Annotated in this window: 22 protein-coding genes, 1 tRNA gene, 1 rRNA gene and 1 other RNA gene; 9 read left to right on the forward strand and 16 right to left on the reverse strand. The window is 45.7% G+C overall.

The window, feature by feature from the left end; all coding sequences use genetic code 11:
- Positions 1-326: 326 nt before the first annotated feature.
- The 4 genes from rrf to amrA form a co-directional block, all read right to left on the reverse strand.
- Positions 327-443, reverse strand: a 5S ribosomal RNA gene (rrf, locus tag DW091_RS09265).
- Positions 444-502: 59 nt separating this feature from the next.
- Positions 503-1,195: a response regulator transcription factor gene (locus DW091_RS09270; RefSeq protein ID WP_118518024.1), complete on the reverse strand. Its 693-nt coding sequence runs from the start codon at positions 1,193-1,195 to the stop codon at positions 503-505.
- A 1-nt stretch (position 1,196) separates the two neighbouring features.
- Complete coding sequence (locus DW091_RS09275; RefSeq protein WP_118518025.1) at positions 1,197-2,711, reverse strand: HAMP domain-containing sensor histidine kinase; 1,515 nt, start codon at positions 2,709-2,711, stop codon at positions 1,197-1,199.
- Positions 2,712-2,729: 18 nt separating this feature from the next.
- Entirely contained in the window at positions 2,730-4,196 is a 1,467-nt protein-coding gene (amrA, locus tag DW091_RS09280; protein ID WP_118518026.1) for an AmmeMemoRadiSam system protein A, read from the reverse strand.
- 165 nt (positions 4,197-4,361) lie between these two features.
- Here amrA and DW091_RS09285 point away from each other — a divergent pair, with 165 nt between their 5' ends.
- The gene (locus DW091_RS09285; RefSeq protein WP_074616501.1) at positions 4,362-5,363 is read left to right on the forward strand and encodes a hypothetical protein; all 1,002 of its coding nucleotides are present in this window, start codon (positions 4,362-4,364) and stop codon (positions 5,361-5,363) included.
- A gap of 232 nt (positions 5,364-5,595) precedes the next feature.
- Here the strand turns inward: DW091_RS09285 and eno are convergent, their stop codons facing one another.
- The 5 genes from eno to DW091_RS09310 all read right to left on the reverse strand — a co-directional run bounded on the left by eno (position 5,596) and on the right by DW091_RS09310 (position 11,847).
- The gene (gene eno / locus DW091_RS09290) at positions 5,596-6,891 is read right to left on the reverse strand and encodes a phosphopyruvate hydratase (RefSeq protein ID WP_118518027.1); all 1,296 of its coding nucleotides are present in this window, start codon (positions 6,889-6,891) and stop codon (positions 5,596-5,598) included.
- Positions 6,892-7,044: 153 nt separating this feature from the next.
- Entirely contained in the window at positions 7,045-7,239 is a 195-nt protein-coding gene (locus tag DW091_RS09295; protein ID WP_013382635.1) for a DUF6440 family protein, read from the reverse strand.
- A 126-nt stretch (positions 7,240-7,365) separates the two neighbouring features.
- The gene (locus DW091_RS09300; protein WP_096918718.1) at positions 7,366-8,601 is read right to left on the reverse strand and encodes a phenylacetate--CoA ligase; all 1,236 of its coding nucleotides are present in this window, start codon (positions 8,599-8,601) and stop codon (positions 7,366-7,368) included.
- Between the two features lie 328 nt (positions 8,602-8,929).
- Positions 8,930-11,104 carry an ATP-dependent helicase gene (locus tag DW091_RS09305; protein WP_118518028.1) on the reverse strand — a complete coding sequence of 725 codons (2,175 nt, stop codon included), beginning with the start codon at positions 11,102-11,104 and terminating at the stop codon, positions 8,930-8,932.
- Positions 11,105-11,106: 2 nt separating this feature from the next.
- Positions 11,107-11,847: an alpha/beta hydrolase gene (locus tag DW091_RS09310; RefSeq protein ID WP_118518029.1), complete on the reverse strand. Its 741-nt coding sequence runs from the start codon at positions 11,845-11,847 to the stop codon at positions 11,107-11,109.
- Positions 11,848-12,004: 157 nt separating this feature from the next.
- Between DW091_RS09310 and DW091_RS09315 the strand changes: the two genes are divergently transcribed.
- On the forward strand, positions 12,005-12,706 hold the full coding sequence (locus tag DW091_RS09315; protein WP_058696164.1) for an ABC transporter ATP-binding protein: 702 nt from the start codon (positions 12,005-12,007) through the stop codon (positions 12,704-12,706).
- A gap of 1 nt (position 12,707) precedes the next feature.
- Complete coding sequence (locus tag DW091_RS09320; protein WP_118518030.1) at positions 12,708-14,282, forward strand: putative ABC exporter domain-containing protein; 1,575 nt, start codon at positions 12,708-12,710, stop codon at positions 14,280-14,282.
- Between the two features lie 217 nt (positions 14,283-14,499).
- Here DW091_RS09320 and DW091_RS09325 read toward each other — a convergent pair whose 3' ends face one another.
- The gene (locus DW091_RS09325; protein WP_058696166.1) at positions 14,500-15,987 is read right to left on the reverse strand and encodes a hypothetical protein; all 1,488 of its coding nucleotides are present in this window, start codon (positions 15,985-15,987) and stop codon (positions 14,500-14,502) included.
- Positions 15,988-16,217: 230 nt separating this feature from the next.
- A complete protein-coding gene (locus tag DW091_RS09330) occupies positions 16,218-17,375 on the reverse strand; it encodes a 1-propanol dehydrogenase PduQ (protein WP_058696167.1) in 1,158 nt (385 codons plus the stop codon).
- A 303-nt stretch (positions 17,376-17,678) separates the two neighbouring features.
- On the opposite strand from DW091_RS09330, the gene DW091_RS09335 reads away from it, so the two are divergent.
- Positions 17,679-19,409: an ABC transporter ATP-binding protein gene (locus tag DW091_RS09335; protein ID WP_096918723.1), complete on the forward strand. Its 1,731-nt coding sequence runs from the start codon at positions 17,679-17,681 to the stop codon at positions 19,407-19,409.
- Entirely contained in the window at positions 19,409-21,292 is a 1,884-nt protein-coding gene (locus tag DW091_RS09340) for an ABC transporter ATP-binding protein (RefSeq protein ID WP_118518031.1), read from the forward strand. The genes DW091_RS09335 and DW091_RS09340 overlap by 1 nt, the downstream gene beginning before the upstream one ends.
- A 60-nt stretch (positions 21,293-21,352) precedes the next feature.
- Here DW091_RS09340 and ffs read toward each other — a convergent pair.
- The 4 genes from ffs to DW091_RS09355 form a co-directional block, all read right to left on the reverse strand.
- Positions 21,353-21,618: signal recognition particle sRNA large type (ffs, locus tag DW091_RS09345), an RNA gene on the reverse strand.
- A 176-nt stretch (positions 21,619-21,794) separates the two neighbouring features.
- Positions 21,795-22,331 (reverse strand): DUF1097 domain-containing protein, encoded by a 537-nt coding sequence (locus DW091_RS09350; RefSeq protein WP_096918724.1) that lies wholly within the window; start codon positions 22,329-22,331, stop codon positions 21,795-21,797.
- Positions 22,332-22,342: 11 nt separating this feature from the next.
- Positions 22,343-22,483: a hypothetical protein gene (locus DW091_RS20310; RefSeq protein ID WP_175557172.1), complete on the reverse strand. Its 141-nt coding sequence runs from the start codon at positions 22,481-22,483 to the stop codon at positions 22,343-22,345.
- Positions 22,484-22,492: 9 nt separating this feature from the next.
- On the reverse strand, positions 22,493-23,647 hold the full coding sequence (locus tag DW091_RS09355; RefSeq protein ID WP_118518032.1) for a uroporphyrinogen decarboxylase family protein: 1,155 nt from the start codon (positions 23,645-23,647) through the stop codon (positions 22,493-22,495).
- Between the two features lie 141 nt (positions 23,648-23,788).
- Here DW091_RS09355 and DW091_RS09360 point away from each other — a divergent pair, with 141 nt between their 5' ends.
- A complete protein-coding gene (locus DW091_RS09360; RefSeq protein ID WP_118518033.1) occupies positions 23,789-24,469 on the forward strand; it encodes a TetR/AcrR family transcriptional regulator in 681 nt (226 codons plus the stop codon).
- A 31-nt stretch (positions 24,470-24,500) separates the two neighbouring features.
- Here DW091_RS09360 and DW091_RS09365 read toward each other — a convergent pair.
- A tRNA-Ser gene (locus DW091_RS09365) sits at positions 24,501-24,592 on the reverse strand.
- A gap of 191 nt (positions 24,593-24,783) precedes the next feature.
- Between DW091_RS09365 and DW091_RS09370 the strand changes: the two genes are divergently transcribed.
- Genes DW091_RS09370 through DW091_RS09380 form a run of 3 tightly spaced genes read left to right on the forward strand, consistent with a single transcriptional unit; the run spans position 24,784 to position 26,342 of the window.
- Positions 24,784-25,392, forward strand: a complete 609-nt coding sequence (locus tag DW091_RS09370) for a TVP38/TMEM64 family protein (protein ID WP_058696173.1) — start codon at positions 24,784-24,786, stop codon at positions 25,390-25,392.
- Between the two features lie 2 nt (positions 25,393-25,394).
- On the forward strand, positions 25,395-25,883 hold the full coding sequence (locus DW091_RS09375; RefSeq protein WP_058696174.1) for a hypothetical protein: 489 nt from the start codon (positions 25,395-25,397) through the stop codon (positions 25,881-25,883).
- 3 nt (positions 25,884-25,886) lie between these two features.
- Positions 25,887-26,342, forward strand: coding sequence for a DUF188 domain-containing protein (locus tag DW091_RS09380; protein WP_074616489.1), 456 nt, complete (start codon positions 25,887-25,889; stop codon positions 26,340-26,342).

The raw sequence follows: 26,342 nt of genomic DNA on the forward strand, positions 1-26,342 counted from the left end.
TCAGCTGGAATTTCAGGTTTTATGGTACTATTCTCTTTTCTATGACCCTTTTTCCAAAATATATTTCTTTTCGGAAAATTATATGTTTTCCCGCAAGTACTTTTCTCGCGAGAGAACTTTTATAGTATACCATCAAGCACCTTCGTCTGTCAAGCATTTTCTGAAATTTATTTTTAAATTTCATTTTGTCGAAACTTTAAAAGCGTTGTGGCTGCTGCTCTCTCAAGACAGCTTAATTATTATAGCGCTCGTCGCTCTTACTGTCAAGCACTTTTTTAATCTTTTTTACATCTTTTATTTTCATTGAAAATAAAAGGCATAAAAAAGCCCCGCGATGTCCTATCCTCCCAGGCAGTTGCCCGCCAAGTACTTTCAGCGCTAAAGGGCTTTACTTCTGTGTTCGGTATGTAAACAGGTGTTTCCCCTTTGCCATCATCACGAGACTTTTATTATTATAGTTTTACAATACGCTTTTGTCAAGCACTTTTTTTATTTTTTCAATTTATATTTTAAAACGATAACCTGCTCCCCAAACGGTCTCGATATAATGCGGCTCACGGTTGTCTATTTCAATTTTTTCGCGAAGCCGGTTCACATGAACGGTGACTGTCGTGGTATCTCCCACTGCATCCAGTCCCCACACTCTTTCAAACAAAGTTTCTTTATTAAAAACAATGTTGGGATTTTCTGCCATAAACAAAAGAAGATCAAATTCCCTGTTAGTCAGGGTTACTTCCTTTTCTCTAAGATAAACCCTTCTGGCGTCCTTATCAATTTGAAGGCGGTTTATTTCTATTATATGGTGCCGCTCTCTTTTTTCCTGGCTGGTCAGCCGCTCAAACCTGGCAATATGCGCCTTAACACGGGCTACCAGCTCCGCAGGGCTGAAAGGTTTGACCATATAGTCATCAGCGCCTAAACCGAGTCCTCTTACTTTATCGACATCATCTCTTTTGGCTGAAACCATTATAATCGGAGTTTCCTTTTCTTCACGGATGCTCCTGCAAATTGTAAAGCCGTCTATACCAGGCAGCATTAAATCCAATACAATCAAATCAAAGTCATCACTCACAGCAGATGAAAGTCCGATGCCGCCATCGGCCGCAAGCTCTACCTGGAAACCGTTAATTTCCAGGTAGTCTCGTTCCAGCTCTGCGATTTTCAGATCGTCTTCTATAATCAGAATTTTTTTCATTTTAATCCTCCGCTATCGGCAGCACTATAACTACCGCCAGCCCACCCAGTTTTGAAGCCTCTGCATAGATCCTCCCGCTAAAGCCCTCAATAATCTCACGGGCAACAGAAAGCCCTAACCCGCTGCCTTTTTTCAAGCTGCTTCTGGCAGGATCTGTCCGATAAAAGCTGTCAAAAATTTTTTCGAGCGCTTCCTGCTCCACGCCTGGTCCGTTATCTTCAAAGCGCAGCACCACTTTTTCTGCTTCTTCGGCCAGGGTTATTGTTATTTTCACATTTTTTTCTTCGGCGTATTTGAGACTGTTTTCAAGTAAATTCCAGAGCACCCGCCCAAACTGTGTCTGGTCAATACTCACAAACTTTTTGTTTTTTAGCTGATTATCCAATCGAATCTCCACTGAACGTCCCTGTATCTTTAAATCTGCCTCCGCACAAAAATCTGTAAGATACGCTTTTATCGGGATACTTTCCATTTGAAAATCCATTTTACCCATATCCAGCTTAGAAAACAGAAAGAGATTATCTACAAGCCCCTCCATATCACAGGCAGTATCGTAAATGGTTCGCAGATAATGCTTTTGCTTTTCCGGGGTGTTGGCTACACCGTCCAAAAGACCTCCGGCATACCCTTTAATGGAGGTAAGCGGCGTTGACAGGTCGTGGGATATTCCTGCAATCAATTCTTTTCTGGAGCTCTCATAACGCTGCTGCAGCTCAACGGACTCCTTAAGGCGAATCCGCATTTCTTCAAAATCATCACACACTTCGCCAAGCTCATCTTTACTGTAGACCTCTACCGGATGGTCCAGTACGCCGTCTCGAATCTCCCGGGCGCCGTCTCGGATACTCTTAATGGAATAGATCATGGTTTTGTAAAGCTTCCCCGCCAATACCAGTCCAGTCAGCACTACGATGACCACCGCAATACCCGCGACCACTGCCGCGCTGATTTTAATGATGAGCTTGATATTATCCCAGTTATCCCAGATCGCGTATGAGGAGCTTTCTTCAAAATCCATCTCACTGCTGACAACGAGCAGACGTATTTTCTCACCAGTCTGGTTGGTAACTGGCATGAGGTACACGAGTCCCCGGTCATTCCGAAGAAACAACGGCTGATTTTCGAGATCTGTAGCCCCTGCGATTTCCCTGGCCTCCGTCTCGATTTCATCGACGGTGACACCATCGGTGAGATAAGGCAGCTCTCCCCCGGTTACAGCGATTGATGCTCCAAGCTTTTCCAAAGCATTCGTCAAAGCGGTCAGATCGTTCCCATCCTCTTTATCCTTTCCTGAAATTTTCTCACACATGGAATCAAAGGCCAGCTGTAACTGATAGGTCGACACAGTGCCGTCTACCTTAAACAGCATATTGGCCTGGTTTTCCGGAAGCATGATCATCAGAAGACCAAACACTGTACCGCCGATAATGATCAGAATTAAAACAACCGGAATGACAATCATCATTATATTGGAGAGAATCAGCTTTTTTCGTATGGACCAGTCTCTCAGCCCCATGCTCTGCCTCCTTAATTTTTAGAATGCAATATCGGTTTGGTGGCGTTCTACTTCAAACCGCTCTATGACCACCCGCTCGAAATCATCCTGCATATCAATGATGCCTGCTTTTTCTTTGGCGATCTCTACCTGCTGCTCAACTGTTTCAATACCTGGCAGATTCGGCAGCAGCAAAGCGCGGTTCACCCCCTTTTCCACGATAATACCGTAACGATACGGGTCCAGCTCGTTTAAAGCCTCAATATATTCCGGTATTCCCAAAATATCCACAGAGATTTCCAGTTGATAAAGCTCCTGGGGCTCAACGGGCAGAAAACGCGGGTCATAGGCACAGGCTTCGATGGCATTGCGCACAATTTCTTCCGCGATATTTTCTGTTACGGCCTGGGATGTTCCCATACAGCCCCGCAGCTCACCGGCTTTATAGATAGAGACAAAAACACCGCCCTGCTGATTTTCAAGGGCTGTCTTTGCTTTCTGATCTTTCACCTCATCCAGATATTGTTTCCAGTCAAATTTGCGTCCTTCCTCTACCCAGGTATCAATGGTCAGACGCGCCAGCGCCAGATAAGCGTCCTCTGCCTTTAGTCTTTTCTCATGCTGTCTGACCATGTCCTGCTCGTATCGGGTAATAAGGCTTTCGTTAATCGGGTCTTTTTCCTCTAAAGCAAAATCGATGAAGGCGCTCAGGTAGCCGACGCCAAAAGGCCCTTCATAAGAAAAGAGTCTCGAGTGGGTTTTTATGCTGTCGGTTGCCCCAAGAGCCATAACGATCGGACGGAGTCCACATTGACTGGCAGGCTCATAAATTTTAGGCGACAAGGTTAAGATGGAATAGTAATCCTTCCGCTCTATCCCCTGGGTGACCCTTTCGTCAAACACCGGGCCCATGGCATTAAAATGGTAAGGTCCTTCATCTTTAAGGCAATGGGACAAGTCCGCGCTGGCCAGGATCAGCGTATCCTTCCCGTAGGCTTCGATGGCTTCACGCAGAACGCGTCCGGTTCTGAAAAGCTCAATGAGACTGAGTTCTCCAATGGTAAGGTGAACCAGCTTGTAATCCTGATAATACTTTTCGATATAATAAAGCGGAACCATACAACCATGATCCAGTTTCCGCTCAATGTCGAATTCTTCAGCTGTTTTCTGGTTTAAAAAAATGCTCTGACAGTCTGACTGAGCAAATCGGCGGTTCATTTCCTCCAGAAGCCCCATATCACATCGTTTTTCCAGTCGGATTTCCGGTGCGCCGTACGCTGCCATATCTCCTTCAAGCTTGGTTTCATAAATGACACTGACACCATCCTGAAACACATTTCCATGAGGTGTAATACAAATAATCACTTTTGGTTTGATTTCTGCTATCTTTAACGCCAGATCACGCATTCCGCGTATAGTCTTTTCTGCCATCAGTTCTCTGCCGCCGCCAATCTCAGGTATAATCACCGGCGGATGTGACGCGATTCCGATTCCTTTTAAATACATATAATACTTCTCCTTCTATATCATTTTATGAATTTTCTTTATTTATAAAAACATTATAACCAACCCGCCACTTCCTCACAACTCTTTATTTTTATCAAGGAATTTTAATGCTGTTTATGGTAAAATAACTTTATTAAAATGACCAACAAGGAGGTTAAACCTTTTATGTCAGACATGTTGAACCATTACTGCTGCGGACGTGAAGCACTGAACACGCTTCCGGAACACAGCGCCATGAACGCCATTATCCTTAACCATTACGACGCATATCGTCTGGGTACTCAGGGCCCGGACTTCTTTTATTACCACCATCCTATGCCCTGGAAAGGCACAAGGCCTTTGCACCGCTATGGTAATCTTATCCACAAGAAAAGGGTCGACGCCTTTTTTTACTATGGCTTTAAGTACGCCTTTACCAATGAGCGGGACCGGGATATTATTCTGAGCTATCTTGCCGGCTTCAGCTGTCATCACTCCCTGGACGTAGCCACCCATCCATATATCTTTTATAAAACCGGTCATTGCGACAGCACGGTTCCCGGAAGCCGAATCTATTCTTATTACCATAAATACTTTGAGGTTCTCCTGGATGTTGCCCATTACCAATATGAATATCAGAAGCTCGGCTGCTTCTTTTCTCTCGAAAAGCTTTTTACACTCAGCCCAAGAACGCTCAACGCACTGGAACAGTTTTTCACTTTTATTATGAAATATATTTATGGCGAAACCACGCCCCGAGACTGCATAAAAGACACAGTAGCAGATACTGCCCAGCTGGCCAGACTCTTCTCTGACCCCAAAAACCGGAAAAAGCATTTCCTTCAGCCCATCGAAAAACTGATCCAAGAAGAACGGCTGGTAACACGAGTCTTTTACCCACTGTATACAAATGAATATCTTGTGCTTAACATAGCAGAAGAACCCTGGCAGCACCCATGCACTGGGGAAACCTTCACTGACAGTTATCCACAGCTTTTCAAACAGGCCGTCGATGACACCGTGCGCAAAATCAACATGATGGATAACTTCCTCATTAACGACAAAGTCACAGTTTCCGAGGTTCACGAAATGTACGGAAACAAATGCTATGACCGGGCTCTTCCATGTGGTTCCAATTTGGAAATGACACATTTTGATGTCATTTTTGAAAAGCACCCACAGCTTTAACCTTAGTTATGCACAATCTGTGCATAACTAAAAAAGTAATATTACACATCTTATCCACAAACATAGAAGATATTGTGGATAAAATGTGGGTAAATCATCGTCAGACCACAAAAGGCCGGGAATTACACTGCTGTAATTCCCGGCCTTGTTCTGTCGCTATTCGATTGTTCTTGTAAAAGAGAGGGGGATTCTCTTACAATGCTAATGATACGCCCCCGCCCTTAATTCTAACTTAAACATTTTTCAAATTATAGAAGGAATTGATCCCGCCGTAAATGGCTGTCTGTCCCAAATATTCTTCAATACGAAGCAGCTGGTTATATTTTGCCACACGGTCTGTCCGGGACGGCGCACCGGTTTTAATCTGGCCGGCGTTCATGGCCACTACCAGGTCTGCAATGGTCACATCCTCGGTTTCACCGGAACGGTGTGAAACGATGGCAGTGTATCCAGCGCGTTTTGCCATTTCAATGGCGTCCAGTGTTTCGGTCAAAGTCCCAATCTGGTTTACCTTAATGAGAATAGAGTTTGCAACACCAAGGTCAATCCCTTTCTTCAGGCGCTCTGTATTTGTGACAAAGAGGTCATCGCCAACCAGCTGGATTCTTTTTCCAAGGCGCTCTGTCATAATCTTCCATCCTTCCCAGTCTTCTTCGTCCAGGCCGTCTTCGATGGAAATAATAGGATATTTGGTAATCAGGCGTTCGTAAAAGTCAATCATTTCTTCCGTTGTCAGCTCTTTACCCTCACCCTTTAATATATATTTTCCGCTTTCCTTATTATACATTTCAGAGGCCGCAACGTCCATTGCCAGACGCACATCGTCGCCTGGACGGTAGCCGGCTGCCTGGATACCTTCGATGATGGCTTCAAGAGCTTCCTCGTTGGATTCAAGATTTGGCGCAAATCCGCCTTCATCGCCAACGCTAGTTACCAGTCCTTTTTTCTGGAGTACCTTTTTCAGGTTATGAAAGATTTCTGAACCCATGCGCAGTGCTTCGGAAAAGCTTTTTGCGCCTATGGGCATAATCATAAACTCCTGAATATCCACATTGTTGTCGGCGTGTTCGCCGCCGTTTAAGATGTTCATCATCGGGGTTGGCAGTGTCTTGCCATTGACACCACCTAAATATCTGAACAATGGCAGTCCCAAAGATTCCGCAGCCGCATACGCATTGGCCATGGAGATTCCCAAAATGGCATTTGCCCCCATTTTCCCCTTATTGGGGGTCCCGTCAATGGCGATCATGGCTTCATCCAGCGCAACCTGATCTAAAGCATCCATCCCTACCAGATGTTCCGCCATATAATTAACATTCTCAACTGCTTTTAAAACGCCCTTTCCCATGTAGCGGCTGTCATCACCGTCGCGCAACTCTACCGCTTCAAAGGCACCGGTCGATGCGCCGGAAGGTACCATGCTTCTGCCCATGGAACCATCTTCCAGGTAAACATCCACCTCGATGGTCGGATTTCCTCTTGAATCCAGCACCTCACGTGCCATAATATCTTCAATATATGTACTCATTCTTTTTCCTCCTGTATTGGTTTCCTATTTCGCTATCTTTAATTATACCCACTTTTTCTTTGATTATCATTAATTTTGTTATTTTTGGCTAACTTTTTCGCCAAAAAAATCCTCCTGCCCATACAGGAGGATCGTCTATTTAAAATAGTCCTGTTATCTCTCGGGGGCCACAGCCGGCTCTCCCTCTTCGTCCAGCAGAACGGTTAACCCTGCGCCGCCTTCACCATAACAGTAAAGATAAGTAATACCAGTCTCTGTATCTTCTATGATCTTCGTTCCCGCGCCATCGTCGGATACTTCATGTAAAATAACCTTAAAACGGTTTGACTTATTCTTTTTATTTTTCATCTTGAGTTTTTTGCACACTCCTTACATTTTTTAATATTATATCAGAGTCTCTCTTCTTTTTCGAGATTTTTCTGAAATTTTACCGGTTATTCACAGGTGCTTAAGCGAAACTTAAACCTGCAGCGCCTATTCAAACCGGTTATCGATGATTCTCACGGATTTCTTTTCTGAACGCGGCAGTGAACCGATAAATCCTGCTTCGGGGATAACTGTAATGCCAATTTTAGACTTAAACTGATAATTGACTTCCTTCTGGATTTCCTCCTTATCGACACCGTTCTCCACCTCAAACCGCAGATGCACAACATCCTTGCCGTTTTCATTTGCCACGATGGCCTGATATTCTGAACTGACGCCGTCGATTTCCTTTAGCAGCTCATCGATCTGCCCCGGATAAATATTAACCGCCTTCACTTTGACCATATCGTCAGTTCTTCCCACAATACGGTCGTGTCTTGGATGGTCTGAGCCACACGGGCATGGCCCCGGGATAAAACGGGTAATGTCATGGGTGCGATAACGCAGCAGCGGCCCGCCTTCCTTGTGCAGGGTCGTGAGCACCATTTCTCCATAGGCACCCTCCTCCACCGGCTTTAGCGTATCGGGGTCGATGATTTCCATAAACAGGTAATCATCCCAATAATGCATACCACAGTGATGATGACAGTCAATGGAGATACCCGGCCCGTAAATTTCGGTCAGGCCGTAAATGTCAAAGATCTCAATTCCCAGCTCATCCACAATACGCTTACGCATTTTATCACCCCAGCGTTCTGAGCCAATAATTCCCCGCTTCAGGTTAATTTTATCCTGCAATCCCTGTTTAGCCACTTCCTCTGCCAACACCAGAGCATATGAGGAAGTACTGGCCAGAACAGTGGTCTGCATATCCACTAACATTTTCAGCTGCTTCTGTGTATTCCCCGGCCCCATAGGGATAACCATTGCTCCAAGGCGCTCCGCCCCTGCCTGGAAACCAATCCCCGCTGTCCAAAGACCATAGCCCGGCGTTATCTGGATACGATCTTTGTTGTCCATACCCGCGTAGCGGTAGCAGCGCTCAAACATAATGGCCCAGTCCTCCACATCCTTTCTGGTATAAGGGATAATGACCGGCTGTCCAGTGGTGCCGGAAGATGAATGGATACGGACTACCTCTTCATCCGGTACAGCCTGAATTCCCAGGGGATACGCCTTTCTGAGCTCATCTTTATCGCTGAAGGGCAGCTTTCTGAAATCTTCCATGGTTTTGATATCTCCGGCCTCTACGCCGCATTCCTTAAATTTTCTCTGGTAAAAGGGACTGGATGCTTCCAGCCGGCTGACTAAACTTTTTAATTCTTCTAAGGGTTCTCTGATCATCTTTATCTCCTTGCTCGTTCTACAAATAAAAAAGACCCATCCTTATCTTATAAAGGATGAGTCTGTTATAACCCACGGTACCACCTTTTTTCGCATTGCTGCGCACTTTGTCCAAGATGCCAACACACCTTCTCCGGTTAACGCCCTCGAAACGTTGTGAAATACTCGATTACTCTTTCATCACACCCTCAGATGCCCATTATGCCATGCTCGTTTATTACCGGCTTCCAGCTCCCCGGCTCTCTGTTAATACGTCACACGCTTTACTCCATCTTCAACGGTTTTACATTTGTTTACAGTATACCGTTCGGCCTGTTTCTTGTCAAGTTTAATCCTGCAATCGGATAATTTTATTGGTGACACAGACCTTTATATTCAGCTTTTTACGACCGCAGCCCTCAAAATCAATGGTGGCCATATCCTTCTTAATCTCCAGAATAACACCTTCACCAAAGCCCTGATGCAGCACTGCCGCCCCAGGAACATACGCAGAACAGTCCACGTCTTTCAGCTCTGCCTTTCTGACAATGGATACATCAAAAATGCCGAAGCCCTTTCCCTGGGCCAAGGACCCTCCTGCAATCACGCTGCCTGTGCTTTTTCTGCGCGCCGCCTCCGGAGGCTTTTCCCCCAGAAAAATGCGGACAAACTGTGATACTGGCCGTCTGTTATGCCGGCTGTTCTTTTTTCCCACCGAAATAAACTCCAGCTCCCGCTTCGCGCGTGTCACACCTACGTAAAAAAGGCGAACCTCCTCGCAGAAAAGCCGCCGGCCCTCCTCGCTGTCATCAAGAGCTGTCATTGATGGGAATTCCCCCTCCACCGCGTCAATGATAAAGACCTTTTCAAACTCTAGCCCCTTGCTGGAATGGATTGTCGAAAAGGTCACGTCTGCCTTCCGAGGCAAAGCTGACCCCCGCAGGGCCTCCTGCAGTGTGTCTAGACGTTTCAGGAAGGCGTCCATGGTACTCTCCCTTCCCGCCAGCGTTTTTAGAATATCTAGCTTCTGATTCAGCTGCTCTTCCCGATAGCCGCAGGAAATCCGATAATCCAGATGTTCCCGATAGCCCATATTCCAGACGATAAAGTCGAGTCCCTCCTGAGCGCTCATGGCCGACAGCCGCTTAAATGCCGTCCGGATATTTTCCACCTTTTCTACAAGCCATTCAGGAATTTCATCAAGGGACAGCAAAGCCTCGAAAACATCCTGCCCAGGCTGTCTTAACTTTCCTGCCTCCAATACATTTTTTCTGGAAATGTTGCAGTTCATTTTATAATATATTTTCTCAAAGGTTTCAAAATCCGACAGATCTGCGGCCAGAGTCACAAAACTTCTGATATCCTGCACGATAAAATGTGTAAAGAAGAGAGGATTATGTTCTTTAACCGCATAAGGCACACCCTCCCGCTCAAAAAGATCTACCAGCGGGATAACCGACTCGTTGTTGCGGTAGAGCACAGCGGTTTCCTTGCCCTCGTTTTTAACGGATTTAAGGATAAACCAGTACTGATCCTCCACAGATTTTACATATTCATGAACTGCTGGCACCCCTTTTTCGTTATCTGTCCGCATATTTTTAACATAGCGCTCCTTGTTAAGCCGGATAAAACGGTTGGCTGCGTTCACAATCTGCTGTGTGCTGCGGTGGTTCGTCTCCATGAGCAGCACCTCACCGCGGGGATAAGTTTCCTTAAAGCTCAACAGCCCATCTGGATAAGCTCCTCGAAACCCATAGATGCTCTGGTCCTCGTCACCCACCATAAAGACATTGCCGTCCTCTCCCGCCAGAAGCCGGATAATTTCATATTGGATTTTCGAAGTATCCTGGGCTTCATCAATATTGATATACTTGTACTGGCCGGTAAAAATCTTCAGCAGCTCAGGGTTCTTCTTTAAGAGCAGCCAGGCATATTTGAGCATATCATCAAAATCCATCAGATGATGTCTGCGTTTGTACGCTTCATAGGCCTTGAACAGTTTAGGAAACTCCACATCACCCACTTTCATTTCTTCGATTTCTTCCTCAGAAAGCAGCATATTTTTACAGTAGGTAATAGCCGATACAATATCCACAATGTCATTTTCTGCCGGATAGCTCTTAAAAAGTTCCCGAAACAGCTCTCTGATAATACTTCCGCTACTCTCAACAATCTGAAAAGCACGGCGGTGATATAAACGTTCATAATTTCGGATAACCGACAGGGCAAAACTGTGAATCGTGCTGAAGCGCAGGCCTTCTGCTCCCTTTTCGCCAAAAATTTTCAGATAACGCCGGCTCAGGTCACGGGCGCCGGCTTTGCTGAAGGTCAGCGTTAAAATAGACTCGGGAGATATTTTTTTTACTCGGATCATATAGGCAATACGGCAAATGACCACCGTTGTTTTTCCACTGCCTGGCACAGCCAGGAGCAGCGTAGCTCCGGAAATCCTGCCAACAGCCTCACGCTGCTGGGCATTTAGCTGCAATCGGTACTTTTTCATAAAGGCGTCCAGATTTTCCATTGCTAGCTGATTTTCTCAAGCAGTCCAAGAATTCCCTCTGCTGCCTGATGCATTTGTTCCGTATTTAAAATGACCGCCTGATTATCCCCCTTCTGTGCACCATAATCGGCAAAGCCTGCATGATTTCCACCTTCAATCTCTGTCATGACCGCTGTTTCTGGATAAAGAGCTTCCGCTGTCCTCACTTTATCTAAATCAGCGACGCCGTCATCACTTCCCCAGAGCGAAACCACCTGAACCTCCGCATCCTTTATGCCGTCATCCGCCGGATAGGCGGCCAGAAAAAAGATTCCTTTTACTTTGTTATGAGTCTTTGCCAGCTCCGGCGCCATAGCTCCGCCCAGGGAGTGTCCACCAACCGCCCAGTTTTCAATTTCCGGGTGCAGCGCCATTATCTCACTTCCCCGTTCTGGCGAGAGTACTGCCAGATTCATGGGCATTCTGACAATATAAACAGGATATCCCTGCTCCGCAATTTCCAGAGCCAGAGGGGCATAGGCTTCAGGCGATACAAAAGCGCCGGGATAAAAAATGACGCCAGTCTCTCCCTTTTGGTTTTCCGGTTCAAAGGCAATGGTTCCTCCATCCTTTACCACCACCTGTCTGTCCCCTCTTAAGGCCTGCTGCGCTGCCGCTTCCGGCTGATAAGTCATACAGTTGACCGCAATTCCTCCCGCTGGTAATAAAAGCAGCAGTGCCAGCCCAACGCCGGCAAAAGCTTGTTTTAACTTCTTATGCTTCATATTCTTTCCTTCTTACGACTTTAAATTTCTCGACTTGACAACTTTCCTTGTCAATGATATACTTTTTGACAAGAATTCTTGTCAAATTAATTCTCTGGTTTCTCTATTATACCCGATATCCAAATCGCTGACAAACCGGAACCGAAAGGAAATAACCATGATCACAATAAACAACGTCACGAAAAAGTACGGAAAAACAAAAGCCAACAACGACCTCACTTTTACCGTCGGAGATGGCGAAATCGCCATACTTCTTGGACCAAACGGCGCTGGAAAATCGACCATTATCAAATGTATCTGTGGGCTGCTCCGGTTTGAAGGCGCCATTGAAATTAACGGCGCACCCTGCCGTTCTCTTGAGGCTAAACGCCAGCTTGGCTATATCCCTGAGCTTCCTGCCCTTTACGATATGCTGACGATCGAGGAGCATCTGGAGTTTATCGCCCGTGCCTATGGCCTTGCGGACTGGGAAGCAAAAGCGGACGCCCTCATCGAACGCTTCGAGCTTGACGACAAGCGCAAAAAGCTCGGTAAGGAGCTGTCTAAGGGAATGCAGCAAAAAGTCAGCATCTGCTGTGCCCTGCTGTTTGAGCCAAAGGTCATCATCTTTGACGAGCCCATGGTAGGCCTTGACCCCCATGCCATCAAAGAGCTGAAGCTGATTTTTTCTGAGCTCAGAGATCAGGGTGTTTCTCTCCTCATCAGCACCCATATGATCGACTCGGTGGAGGATTATTGGGATGTGGCCCATATTATGATGGACGGCGAGATCCGGGCAACCAGGCGGCCAGAAGAGCTCACCGAAACTGACGAATCCCTGGAGGCGCTTTTCTTCAGCATTACCGAGGGGGAGGCTTAAGATGTCCAGTATTTTCTATCTTTGGAAAACCACCTTCAAAAACCGGCTTCTTGACCTGAAGAACCATCCCAGCCATCTGGTTGTGACCATTCTTATGGTTCTGTTTTTCGGCTTTGCCCTTGTGACAACAGTTTTTACACCAGGAGAGGATATGCCTCTGTCGCAAGGCCAGAATCTGCCACTGCTGGGCGCAATCCTCATCGGCCTTTTTCTGTTCCTTCTGGTCACCCAGATTCAAAAGGGCCTTTCCTCCGGAGGCAGCTTTTTTACCATGGCAGATGTCAATCTGCTTTTTCTGGCGCCGGTTTCCCCGAGAAAGATCCTGGCCTATGGCTTGGCTAAACAAGTAGGCATGTCACTGCTACTGGGTTTCTTCATTTTGTTTCAGGGAACGACTCTCCGGTCATTCTTTGGTGTCGGCACTCCTGGACTCATTGCCCTGTTCGCGGGCTACTGTTTGTTTCTGGTGGTCGGCGAAATCCTTGCGCTTGCCATTTATTCTTACACCAGAGGAGAGGACAAGCGCCGCCGCGTGGTAAGGGCAGTGCTTTATTGTTTTGGCTTCCTGATGGCCGCCCTCTTTTTGACGACACTTTTTAAAACCCAGAATTTTTATGAGGCACTGCTCAGCACGGCAGATTCCAATCTGATGGAATACATCCCTGTCCTTGGCTGGACAAAAGCCTTCACCATGGGTTTGATTGCGGGAAATTTCCTGAAGGCACTTGTCTTTCTGGTGCTGCTCATCGCTCTGATCGGCCTGATCATCCTGTATATCTGCCGGAGCGAATCCGATTATTACGAAGATGTGCTTCAATCCGCTGAAAAAACCTATACCACCAAAGCCGCCGCCAAGGACGGACGCATCAGCGATACCAAGGACGCCTCCAAAATCAGCCGTAAAAAAACCGGTATCGGCCACGGCCATGGAGCCTCAGTTTTCTTTTTCAAGCATCTGCTGGAAAACCGCCGCTCGGGTTACCTGTTCTTAAACCAGTTTACCCTTATCTGCACCGTGGTGGCTATTCTTGCCAGTCTGCTGGCAAAGGAGCATATCAGTCTGGTGCTGATCTTCGGCATGCTGTGCTACCTTCAGGTGTTAACAGGGGCCATGGGACGGTGGGTCAAAGAACTGACTCTACCCTACATTTACATGATTCCCCAGAACCCGTTTAAAAAGCTGGTTTTTGCCAGTCTGGAATCTGTGGTGGACAGCTTTGTCAGTGGTTTGATTATTTTTATCCCCTGTGGCTTGATTCTGGGCGCTCCAGCCGCTGAGATCATTGCGGTCATCGCCGCCCGTGCAGGACTGGCCACCCTTTTATCTGCCGGTAATATTTTAATCGAACGTATTCTCGGCAATATGCAGAGCAAGGTTCTGGTCGTAATGCTCTATTATCTGATCCTTGTTATCCTGCTGATCCCAGGCGTTATCGCCGGTGTAGCGGTCGGCCTCATCGCCGGAAGCCTGGCTGCCGGACTGTTTGCAGACTGCGCTGTCAATGTACTAGTCGCTCTGATCATTCTCGCTCTCTGCCGTAATCTCCTGCACACTATGGAAATGAATATTCAGTAGAACAAAAAAAGATGTGCTTTTCAGCACATCTTTTTTTGCATTAATGAGAACATTGTCACTGGCACCGTGGCGCTCGGTATCCAGTGGTACTACTTTTTTGTGTAGTTCTTTGGAGAGCTCATTGATACATTCGGCTTCTTTATTATAGCGCTTTTGCTCTGGTTTTTAAACCCATCGGAAAAACATTCACGTTACTAAGTTGACACATATGTGACACTCAAAGCTTTTCCCCGCTGATTTTACTGATCTGGTCATAAACCCATTCCTTGTCTTTGCTGTCATAAGGGAGCTGCTCCCAGTATTTATCAACCATCGTATAAAAGGTATTGACCGCCGCGAACTCCTCAGTCACTATACGGGTAGAAAGATCATTGTCAAAATGGAAGTAGGCGGCAGCACCCTCCTTTACCCAGATATTCAGATTTTCAATTAACTCTGGTGATGCCGATGGCCTCAAAGCAATCTGAACCTTAGGATCACTTTTCACAAATTTCAGAAAAGAGACCAGCTCTTTTATAATATGCTTCCCCGCAACCTCCACCTTACGCTTCAGCAACGCGGAAAAAACCGGCACCTCAATCACGGGGCGCTGTGCAAGACTTTTGATATAATCGAGACTCAAAATAATCCGGGTATATTTCTCCTCAGATAAAAACTGTCCAAGGCCTACCCGGCAATTGTCGTAATAGTCGATGAGGCTATGCTCTTCCTCACTGCTCAGACACAGATCCATTAAAATCCCTTCAATAATACTTCTTCCTGAAGAGAGAAAAGACATAGATGTGGCAATAACATACTGATCGGTGTCATTGCGGTTAAAGCCTTCCATATTTTCCCGGGTGAAATCGCTGCAGACCACGCGGCTTCCTAAATTTCTAGTCAGCGGCTGAAAATTCTCCAGATGCCTTTTTAGAAAATTATCAAACTGTCGCTGGCTCATAGGGTCGGTGTAAATGGCGGAATAAGTATCGCCATTTGTCCCGTTTATTCCCACCAATGTCTGTTTTCCCTTAATGCTGAAAATATAATCATAGAAGGGACGCTCCACATCATAGGTATAGTAAGCTTCAGCATTTGTGGAAAGCAGTATGGGCAGCCAGTATTCAAACATGTTATAAATCTCTTCCTGTGAGCGGTTTAAATAGAACATGGTCATGAGCTTAGTCTTATTTTTTTCCGCCTCCAGAAAGCGCTTTTGTATTTTTCGTGTATCGTTATTGCTTTGTTTAAAGATTCTTGAATCTGCATCATAGCCCCAGAAGATTTCTCCCTTTGGCAGTGACGCCAGTGTGTCAAACATATCGTCCAGAGCATCCATTTTACCAGTGATGCCCTTATAAATTTTATAGGTTGCGGTATAGAGACTATTCCCTCTTTCCTTATCTGCATATTTTGCTTCAAATTCTTTATCGACCAGCCACCGGGATACACAGCTTTCCAAATCCTGTTCTGTGTCTACAGCGATCCCCGGTTCCAGCGAGGAAAAGAACCGTTCCAATGTATTCAATCCCTGTTCTCTGTTAACTTTTACGATGGCACGAATAATTTCTTCAAAATAAGGTGATTTAGGCCCCAGCTCAACACGTCCATTTCTCCACCGGCTGATAATGGTTCGGTCAACATGAACAGTTCTTGCCAGCTGCGAACCCTGAATATAAAGCATATCCATCAAGTAAGCCAGCGGCGTAGCGGGTTTCTTTGCCATTTCTTTTCCTCCTTTTATAATTATTATAATCTACTTATTTATATACACTAAATGGTATTTTTAAAACAAAATGGTGGCATATTCTCCATTTAAGTCATTTTTACTTTTAATTTTTTCAACAAATGCACCATCTTCTTTATTTTAATCTTTTAAATCTAAAAGTGCAAGCGTATTTTGTGTACTAAAAAAGAGCACCCCGGAGGAGTGCTCTAAAGGTCTATTCTGACGGCTTATGCGCCGTAATAAATCTGATCCAGAAGCTCGCTGAACTGTTCTTTGGTCGGTGACAGCGGATTGGTCTGAGTGCAGACATCTTTCATAGCTTTTCCAATAATAATGTCCTTGCTGGCCTTAAAATCTGCCTCATCAATGCCCTGTTCTTTAAGGGATGTTGGAATATTGATTTCCTTACAAAGGGTAATGATGCTGTTGTACAGCATTTCTGCGGCATCTCCGCTGACATTTGGAATACCAATGGCACTCAGGAGACGGTTATATAAATGCTGAGCTCTGCCGCACTGCCCATTAAAGCGTACAACATATGGCAGACCGATAGCGTTGGCTAAACCGTGGGGCAAATGCCACTGTGCGCCAACTGCATGGGCAATACTGTGAGTGATGCCCAGACCTGCGCTGTTAAATGCTATCCCGGCCATACAGGATGCAATCTGCATACTGGCCTTAGCTTCCAGATTACCACCATTCACATAGCATTCATACAGGCTCTTAAAAACCAGCTCCGCGGCCTTTGCCGCATAGCAGCGTGAAAACGGGTTATTATTGGTGGAAACATAGGCTTCTACCGCATGAGTTAAAACGTCCATTCCTGTGGCCGCCGTCGCTGCTGGCGGAACGCTCTCAATCAATTTTGGTTCAAGAATCGCGGCGTCCGGCATCATAAGAATGTCGGTAAGCGGAATCTTAGTATTGTTTTTCTTATCGGTAATAACCGCGTATTCCGTTACTTCAGAACCTGTGCCGGCGGTTGTCGGCATAGCGATAAAGTATGGTTTTTTAATGTAGTCTTCCTCAAAGAACATTTTTTTGAAATTGTAGCAGTAATAGATAATGGCCTTTGCTGAATCGATGGCTGATCCGCCGCCAAGGGCAATTAAAGCATCTGGTTTTTCCATCAGGATATGTGTCAGTCCCTTTTCAACAATTTCTGTGGACGGGTCTGGTTCAACGTCAGAAAAAACATGGTATTTGATGTTATGTTTATCCAACACGTCTGTCAGCATTTTCAGCAGGCCAAATTTGACCATCCCTTCGTCCGTTACAATGCAGACCTGCTTAAAGTCGTGGTTTCCAACCTGTTCTATGGCGCCAATGCCATAGTAAATGGCCGGTTTTACCTGAAAAAACCGTATATCATTCAATTTGCTCATATTACCCTCCTTAGTATATTCGCTCAATAGTTTACATAATTCGTCAATTTGTATTATATCAAGTTTTTTGATGAGCGGAAAGGCAATCGCAAAATTTTGTTGTAAATGAACCAGTATGTATCTGTCCGACAAAAGTTTAACAAAGCTTTTTCTTTAAGTTTTTATCTTGAAAAGCATTTTGGTTTTACTTGACATTAATTTTCCGTTCCGATACACTGGGATTACCCCTATTTCTTATTTAGAAAAACAGAAAATAAGGGTATGTATCATGCATAAATACTACTGATTAAGAAGGAGCATCCCATGATTAAACAGCTAAAGCCCTACCTCGCGAAATACCGCCTTCCGTCGATACTGGCGCCACTCACGGTTATCGTCGAGGTTCTTCTGGAAATCCAGATTCCTTTTTTAATGGCTAAAATCGTGGATCAGGGTATCACAACGCGTGACCTGAACTACGTTTTTCAAATTGGCGCCATCATGGTGCTGGTGGCCCTCTGTTCATTGCTTTTCGGCGTTCTTTCCGGTCGTTTTGCCGCCAAGGGTGCCATGGGCTTTGGCAGTGAGCTCCGCAAAGCCGTTTTCGACAAAATCCAGGAATTTTCTTTTGCGAACATCGACCGTTTCAGCACTCCGTCACTGGTCACACGTCTGACCACGGATATTACCAATACTCAAATGGCCTACATGATGGTCATCCGCGTACTGGTACGCGCACCCGTTATGCTGGTCAGCGCCACCATCATGGCGGCCGCCATCAACGGCGACCTTGTCCGCGTTTTTCTCATTGTCATTCCCATACTGGCCATTGCCCTGGCCACCATGTCCACCCTGGCCTTTCCGCGTTTTAACGCCATGCTGAAAAAATACGACGGGCTCAACGCGCAGGTTCAGGAAAACCTCATCGCCATCCGCGTTGTCAAAGCCTTTGTACGGGCACGTTACGAGAAGAAAAAATTTGCCGAAGCCAACGATAGCCTCATGCAGGCATCTCTTGCCGCTGAAAAAATCATTATCCTCGGCATGCCCATCATGATGCTAACCATGTATGCCACCATTATCGCCATCTTATGGTTTGGGGGCAACATGATCATCGGCGGCACACTACTGACAGGAGAACTCATCAGTTTTATTTCCTATGTGACGCAGATTCTTATGTCTCTGATGATGATCGCCCAGGTTTTTATTATGATTGTTCTCTCTCGTTCCTCTGTATCACGTATTATCGAGGTGCTGGAAGAACCCATCAGCATTACTGATGAGACGGCCGCTCCATCCCTCACAGCTGACGACGGCAGCATCGAATACCGGAACGTTTCCTTCAAATACCAGGAGGACGCAGCCGAAAATATCCTGACCGGCATTGATTTCTCCATCGCCTCCGGCGAAACCGTCGGCATCATCGGAGGAACTGGCTCGGCAAAAACTACGCTGGTTCAGCTTATTCCAAGGCTTTATGATGTAACAGACGGGCAGGTGCTGGTCGGCGGCCATGATGTTCGGGACTATACCCTGGACCACCTGCGATCGGTTGTCGCCATGGTCCTTCAGAAAAACGTCCTATTCTCAGGCACAATCAAAGACAATCTGAAATGGGGCGATGAAAACGCCACAGACGAAGAAGTTATCGCCGCCGCCAAAGCAGCCTGTGCCCATGATTTTATCATGTCTTTCCCAGAGGGCTATGACACCTATCTTGGCCAGGGCGGCGTCAACGTATCCGGCGGCCAGAAGCAGCGTCTCTGCATTGCCAGAGCACTCCTGAAAAAGCCCAAAATCATCATTCTGGATGACAGCACCAGCGCGGTGGATACCGCTACCGACGCGGCCATTCGCGAAGGCTTCCGTCAGAATCTAAAAGATACTACCGCCATCATTATCGCCCAGCGTATTTCTTCGGTCAGCGATGCGGACAAGATCATCGTGCTGGACGAGGGCCGTATCGACGCTATCGATACCCATGAAAATCTCCTGGAAAACAATGCGATTTACCGTGAGGTCTTTCATTCACAGCAGAAAGGAGTTGAGGAATAATGCCAAAGAAAAAAAGCGTTCAAAAGCCCAAAAATATCAAAAAGACACTGCTTCGTATTTTTGGCTACATGGCGAAACGCAGATTGCTACTTATACTTGTCATACTCTTTGTCTTTATCAGCTCCGGCGCCACCGTGGCCGGCACATATTTCCTAAAGCCCATCATCAACCAGGGCATCGTGCCTCTTATCGGAAAACCCCTCACCCCCGGCGCGCTCATGCCCTTTATCCAGATGCTGCTGCTAATGGGGGGAATCTATCTGGCCGGGGCGGCCTGTGCTTATGCCTATAACCGGATGATGATCGTCATCTCCAACGGAACCCTCAACGCCGTGCGGCGAGACCTTTTTAACAGCATGGAGGATCTCCCCATCAAATATTTTGACACCCATACACACGGCGAACTCATGAGCCGCTATACCAACGATGTTGATACTCTGCGCGAAGCCATTGCCATGAGCCTTCCGCAAATGCTGACCGCCACCGTCACGGTGGTGGGAACCTTTATCATGATGCTGATCTTAAGCCCGCTGCTGACTTTGATCGTCATCGGCATGCTTGTGATCATGTACTTTGTGATAAAAACTGTGGGAAGCCGAAGTGCCCGGGGCTTTAAAGCGCAGCAGAAGGCGCTCGGTGAAACTAACGGCTATATCGAGGAAATGATCGAGGGACAAAAAGTTATCAAGGTTTTCTGCCATGAGGACATTGTCAAAAATGATTTTGCCGAGCTCAACGACAAGCTGAGAAGCGCTTCTACTCAAGCCCATACCTACGCCAATGTGCTCATGCCTATCATGGGAAACCTCTCCTATGTGCAGTACGCCTTGACAGCCGCTTTCGGTGCAGTACTTGTTATTTTTGGCAGCATGGACTTAGGCTCCATCGCTTCCTTTTTACAGTACACACGCTCCTTCTCACAGCCCATCACCCAGATTTCCCAACAGTTTAACGCGCTGCTGACCGCTCTTGCCGGGGCTGAACGAATCTTTGAAGTCATTGACGCTGAGCCTGAAAAAGACGATGGTTATGTAACCCTCGTCAATGTCTGCGAATCCGCAGACGGCACTCTGGCCGAATGTAAGGAAGTTACTAATACCTGGGCCTGGAAACATCCGCATCACGATGGCACCCTGACCTATGAAAAGCTCAGGGGGGATGTGCGTTTCCATGATGTTACCTTTGGCTACAGCGATGACAAAATGGTGCTGCACAATGTTTCTCTTTTTGCCAAGCCCGGCCAGAAGATTGCCTTTGTAGGCTCAACCGGCGCAGGCAAAACCACGATCACCAATCTTATCAACCGATTTTATGAGGTTCAGGAAGGCAAGATCACCTACGACGGCATCAACATTAAAAAAATCCGGAAAGTTGATTTACGGCACTCTCTCGCGATGGTCCTTCAGGATACCCACCTGTTCACTGGTACTGTAGCCGATAATATCCGTTACGGCCGTCTCAATGCCACCGATGAGGAAGTCCACGCTGCCGCTGAGCTGGCCAACGCCGACTTCTTTATCCGCCATCTTCCTCAGGGCTATGACACCATGCTGACCTCCGACGGAGCCAACCTGAGCCAGGGGCAGCGCCAGCTACTGGCCATCGCCCGGGCCGCTGTCGCCAATCCGCCGGTACTTATCCTCGATGAAGCCACCAGCTCCATCGACACCCGTACCGAGGCCCTTATTGAGCGCGGTATGGATCAGCTCATGGAAGGCCGTACTGTTTTTGTCATCGCCCACCGCCTGTCCACCGTCCGAAACGCCGACGCCATCATGGTACTGGAACACGGCCGGATTATCGAGCGCGGCGACCACGAAGAACTATTAAAACAAAAGGGAAAATATTACCAGCTTTATACCGGACAGTTTGAGCTGGATTAATAAAAAGAGGCCGTCTGGCCTCTTTTTTCAGCTTTTATCAAAAAATTAAAACATACTTAATCACACACCCCGCATTGATAACCAGTCTCCAAACGTTACGCGGACAGCCAGCTCTTGTCAGAGAGTCCTCCGGCACATACGAGATCTTACTTACTGCTGCTTCCTTCCGGACCTGACAGGGTTCATAAGTTCATATTGCGAAGGGTCCAACCGTCAACACCACTTATCCGCGGCAGACTCCAAATTCTGGCACCTCTTTGGGGAATTCAGCCCTGCTGTAGCGGATTGCAGGTTACAGGGCACCGCTAGTTCCCCGCCTAGTGTGATTAAGTATGTTTACTGCGAATACGCAGTGAATCTACAATATTTCATATTATACAGAACAACCTCTTTACTGTCAAGGGCTTTAAGCAGAAACAAGAATTGCCCTGTATTTTCCTGTCGGCATGGTCAAATCAAAAGTTACCTTCACCTAAAAAAGCCCCGGAAACCGGGGCTTTTTTTACATTTTTTCTTCTAATAGAGATTTTTGTCTCTTTTTTTCTGCATTTTCTTTTTTCATGAACATCTCCGTGACCGGCTCAATGGCTACAGCAACCAAGATACCGCAGGACAATCCCAAAATTACACCAACTAGGTTCTGCCCTCCCTGGGAGAACGTTACTGTCAAACCAGCAAAGACAAGCGGAACTACGTTGAACCAGGTCTTTGCCAGGGGGATCATGTGCACAGCACAAACCACAAAAGTGATAACCAGAGTGCACACACCTGTCACCACACCAATGTTTATGCCAGTACTTCTTAAAAAATTATCCATTTGCAGATAAATTAATGCCCATATAACCCCGCATACCATACAGCATAAATAATTCGGCGTTTTTTTAAGCTCTGCTCCAGATGCAAATGTAACTCCTAATCCGATAAAAATAGGCCACATAAGATTTCCAAAAGGCCCAATTTGATAAATTCCAAGGACCAGTCCGGCCAGCACTCCAGATACTAAACTCATTTTCAACAAATAGCTGGTATTTTCATTCATTATTTCTCCCCTTAGCTGATTAAAAAAAACACATAGCTGTAAACAAGCTCTTCCATTCCCTGAAGACTGTCCATAGCATAACCCGCATCTGCTTCTGTTATTTCATATTTTTCAAGCGTTTCTGACGGATTTCTATAGTATTCTGATTTCATCTTTTCCCCCTATGCATAAACAGCGTATTCCTTGACAAATCGGAGCACTGTTTTTAAATTCTCCGGATTAATATCCCGAATCGTTAATAAATTTTTGTCCAGTGTAAAAATATACTTCCCACCAGGAGCCAGAATATCTACGATTTCCTTAGCTTTATCCAGACATTCCTGCTCTGTTCCTGTTTTTAACACGCCCATAGGATAAAAGCCAGCCAAAATATGTTTTTTTCCAAGTTTTTCTTTGACTTCTGATGGATTCCCCTCCTCAAAAATCATCATTGTATTTTCTGGCAATTCAAAGAGATAATCATAATAACGGGACCAGTCCTGTTCAACAAAGATCGTCGCGCCCACTCCTGCTTCATCCAGTGCCTCTACGTATCTTTTAAAGGTCGGCCAATAAAAGCGCTCAAAATCCTTTGTACGCATATATGGCGCCATATGCAAAGGTATAAATGTTCTCTGATATCGATTAGAATTTGGCTTGATTCCTGCTTTCACCATACAAGGCAGCAGCGCTTCACAGGCCGCTTCCACCTTATCTGGACAGCGTCTCATATCTTTGCTGATACCAGTAAAAGAACGAAGCTGGTCAGACAAGACATCAAAAGGTGTACAGGCGGCCGTACAAGCCATATTATAGACGGCCTTTCCGTGTTTTTCCGCAATTTTCAAGTATCCCTTATCAAGCTGTTCCATTACTGAATAAAAGGTAAACATCCCCTTCGCAAAAGCAGACTTTCCCTCAAAACCTTCTTTACCAAACTCACTATAAATTTGCGGCAATGCTTTGTCACAAATGGCCTTGAACGGATCTGCAACTAAGTCCTCATAGTCATTTTCATTTAGACTGGTCACCTCTGGATGTTGTAAAAATCCATCTCCCCCCATGACAAAATTTTTTGCTCCCAGTATTTTATACATCTGCGGGATACGCACCATTGTTGCAAAAATTGAGTCTGTGTCAAAATCTTTCGTCGTTTTTTCAATGGCCTCTAAATTCTTTTCAATGCTGTATTGTTCTCTTCTTAAATCAAATCCAACATAGCCAAGACAAAAAGAATTATCTCCTGAACTAAGAATTGGAACTCTTTTTGGTGTTTTTCCATTAAAGACATCTTCGAACAGTTGATTTTTTTCTGCTGTTCTTTTTTGATTATTCATATTTTTCCCCTTATTGTTTGTATTTACTTGCAAGTAATTACCTGTGAGTAAATATATCAAATTTTTAGAAAGTTGTCAATATTAATTTGCAACATGTTCAAAATTATGTTTTAATATTTAATTAGTCGGAGGTAAAGTACAGTGAAACACAAAGAAAACGGCAATACTAAACAAAAGATTTATGAAACCGCAAAACGGCTCTACATTGAGCATGGCTATTTTAATATTTCCAACAAACGCCTCTCGGAGGAATCCGGCATTAACCAGGGACTGATCACCTATTATTTTAAAAGCAAAAAAAATATAGCCCTTGCTGTATTAACAGAAGACTACTATATTCTTTCTGGCTATTTAAAGTATTTTATGACACCTGAAGATGATCCTTTGATGTATATTGTCACCTTTATGAATGTCACCTTTCAAATTCGAAAGCACGACCCAAAAGCCAGACGTTTTATTTCTGATGTTATGCAGGAGGATTTACTTGAGGAGTTCGCTTTTGTTAACCAAAAAGAAGAATATTTAAAACTTTTGAAAAAAAACAGCTCTACTTCAGAAAATCCAGAAACCCAGCTAAAGCTGGTTTTGGCAACGGTGTACGGCACACAACGTACGATCCAGCGATTAATCAATGAAAGCATGGAACTTAGCTATGACGAGTATTTTCGGTATATGATTGAAATTCTGCTGTTCGCCCTGCATCTTCCAGATAAATCGGATATGGTTGATACCTTGATCCACAAATCGGATAAAGCCACAAAACAATTATTTAAAACCTATCCTCATCTGTTAAACGAGTCTGATTATCTCTACAAAAAATAAAAAAAGAGCTTTCGCTCTTATTTTCAAATTATGGCGGACAGGGAGGGATTCGAACCCTCGGTACGCTATTCACGTACACACGCTTTCCAGGCGTGCTCCTTCAACCAGCTCAGACACCTGTCCGCAGATGCAGCTGCTCTCTCTTTGAGACGCTATTTTATTGTAAGCACATTTAATAATTATAATGGCAAAGCATGTATTTGTCAATCCTTATTTCGCTAATTTTTTCAAAAATGCTTTGCCGCTGACAAATTTAGATTAAATAAAGACAGCAGACGGATAATTATGGTAAAATACAATTAAAGGATAGTGAAATGCTTGAATATTTAGATTCGGTGGATGCTGTCAAGCAGTGGCTTCTCAGCTTTGGCGGCTGGACACCGTTTATTTATTTTTTATTTCAGATTCTCCAGGTCATTATTGCGCCGATCCCTGGCGGTACGACCACTCTGGTGGGTGGTGCGCTTTTCGGCTGGATAAAGGGCTTTCTGCTCAGTGAAGCAGGCATTATGATCGGAACTGCCGCCGCCTTTGGTATTGCGAAAAAACTGGGGCGTCCGGTTATTTTTAAATGGGTTCCTTCAAAATGGACAGATAAGCTGGATAATATACGCGAATCCCGGCTGAACATGGTTTTATTTTTAATCTTTCTGTTTCCCGGCTTTCCTGATGATATTTTCTGTTATCTGGCCGGGCTTACCAGGATGAACTTTAAAACCTTTATACTCATTGCCCTTCTGGGGCGCACTCCGGGCTTTTTGATGACAACGCTCATGGGCGCAGGCATCATGCAGGATAACCCTGTCCGTCTGATTATTGTCCTTGGACTGTATGGCATTTTTGCCGGCGTGTTGATTTTTAACAAAAAACGGATGGAGACCTATCTGGAGAACAGTAAAAAACAAAAGGGAGATCATTCTTAAATATGGACAATAAAGATGCCAAGCAATGTCACCGGCTGTTTCTCAGCGAACTGGCAACCATGGTGGTCTGCGGCTATCTGGTATACCTTCTTTCCACTACGTTAGAGGGCGGCCTTGATATACGTCTCATTCTGCCGGGGGGGGTTTTAATTTTCACCCTGCTTCAGGGCTGTGGCTACTGGCTGTACCGTGACCAGGCCGCCTCTGGAAAAGCGGTCAATCAGACGGCTGTTCTTCGGATTTTTTCCCTTCTCAAGAAGGTCACGCCCTTTGTGATTGGGCTTTATCCTCTGTTTTTATTGGTACTGCTGTTCGCAGACCGGGGCGCACTGTTTGTTCCCTTTAACCTTTTTGGGCTGATCCTGTTATTTTTCTCAATCGCCGAATACATTAATTACTATTACTTCAATATGAATATCTGGAACTTCAAGACGCGCGCCCCATCGGATTTATCTGTAGAGCTGTCTGCGTTTAAGAAAAAGGAGGAATGAAATATGCGCATAATTATTGACGGAGATGCCTGCCCTAAGGGTGTACGGACGATCTGTGAGGAGACCGCCGCTTCTTATAAAATCCCACTGCTGATGGTCGCCGACACCTCCCATGATCTTGAGGGCGACGACGACTGCGAGATTATCCGAGTGGACCAGGGCCGGGACGCCAGCGATTATAAAATCGTCGGCATGGCTGAGCCTCAGGACATTATCATAACCCATGACTATGGCTTGGCTGCCCTTGTCCTGGAAAAGGTCACAGCGGTTCTCAGCCCCTCGGGCTTTGTCTACAGCACCGCTAATATTGACGAGCTGCTCTACCAGCGCTTTTTAAATCAAAAGCAGCGCCAGGCAGGACACGCTGCCAAAATAAAAAAACGGACGCCGGAAGACGACGCCGTTTTTAAACGGATGTTGATGACTTTTGTGGCACCTGTTGAGCTGATTCAGGAATAA

The organism is Eubacterium sp. AM05-23 (assembly GCF_003477535.1).
GTDB classification, from domain to species: domain Bacteria; phylum Bacillota; class Clostridia; order Eubacteriales; family Eubacteriaceae; genus Eubacterium; species Eubacterium maltosivorans.

Coding starts and splice junctions, on each gene's coding strand:
- DW091_RS09270 (WP_118518024.1), bottom strand. CDS start 1,195: ATGAAAAAAATTCTGATTATAGAAGACGATCTGAAAATCGCAGAGCTG.
- DW091_RS09275 (WP_118518025.1), bottom strand. CDS start 2,711: ATGGGGCTGAGAGACTGGTCCATACGAAAAAAGCTGATTCTCTCCAAT.
- amrA (WP_118518026.1), bottom strand. CDS start 4,196: ATGTATTTAAAAGGAATCGGAATCGCGTCACATCCGCCGGTGATTATA.
- DW091_RS09285 (WP_074616501.1), top strand. CDS start 4,362: ATGTCAGACATGTTGAACCATTACTGCTGCGGACGTGAAGCACTGAAC.
- eno (WP_118518027.1), bottom strand. CDS start 6,891: ATGAGTACATATATTGAAGATATTATGGCACGTGAGGTGCTGGATTCA.
- DW091_RS09295 (WP_013382635.1), bottom strand. CDS start 7,239: ATGAAAAATAAAAAGAATAAGTCAAACCGTTTTAAGGTTATTTTACAT.
- DW091_RS09300 (WP_096918718.1), bottom strand. CDS start 8,601: ATGATCAGAGAACCCTTAGAAGAATTAAAAAGTTTAGTCAGCCGGCTG.
- DW091_RS09305 (WP_118518028.1), bottom strand. CDS start 11,104: ATGGAAAATCTGGACGCCTTTATGAAAAAGTACCGATTGCAGCTAAAT.
- DW091_RS09310 (WP_118518029.1), bottom strand. CDS start 11,847: ATGAAGCATAAGAAGTTAAAACAAGCTTTTGCCGGCGTTGGGCTGGCA.
- DW091_RS09315 (WP_058696164.1), top strand. CDS start 12,005: ATGATCACAATAAACAACGTCACGAAAAAGTACGGAAAAACAAAAGCC.
- DW091_RS09320 (WP_118518030.1), top strand. CDS start 12,708: ATGTCCAGTATTTTCTATCTTTGGAAAACCACCTTCAAAAACCGGCTT.
- DW091_RS09325 (WP_058696166.1), bottom strand. CDS start 15,987: ATGGCAAAGAAACCCGCTACGCCGCTGGCTTACTTGATGGATATGCTT.
- DW091_RS09330 (WP_058696167.1), bottom strand. CDS start 17,375: ATGAGCAAATTGAATGATATACGGTTTTTTCAGGTAAAACCGGCCATT.
- DW091_RS09335 (WP_096918723.1), top strand. CDS start 17,679: ATGATTAAACAGCTAAAGCCCTACCTCGCGAAATACCGCCTTCCGTCG.
- DW091_RS09340 (WP_118518031.1), top strand. CDS start 19,409: ATGCCAAAGAAAAAAAGCGTTCAAAAGCCCAAAAATATCAAAAAGACA.
- DW091_RS09350 (WP_096918724.1), bottom strand. CDS start 22,331: ATGAATGAAAATACCAGCTATTTGTTGAAAATGAGTTTAGTATCTGGA.
- DW091_RS20310 (WP_175557172.1), bottom strand. CDS start 22,483: ATGAAATCAGAATACTATAGAAATCCGTCAGAAACGCTTGAAAAATAT.
- DW091_RS09355 (WP_118518032.1), bottom strand. CDS start 23,647: ATGAATAATCAAAAAAGAACAGCAGAAAAAAATCAACTGTTCGAAGAT.
- DW091_RS09370 (WP_058696173.1), top strand. CDS start 24,784: ATGCTTGAATATTTAGATTCGGTGGATGCTGTCAAGCAGTGGCTTCTC.
- DW091_RS09375 (WP_058696174.1), top strand. CDS start 25,395: ATGGACAATAAAGATGCCAAGCAATGTCACCGGCTGTTTCTCAGCGAA.
- DW091_RS09380 (WP_074616489.1), top strand. CDS start 25,887: ATGCGCATAATTATTGACGGAGATGCCTGCCCTAAGGGTGTACGGACG.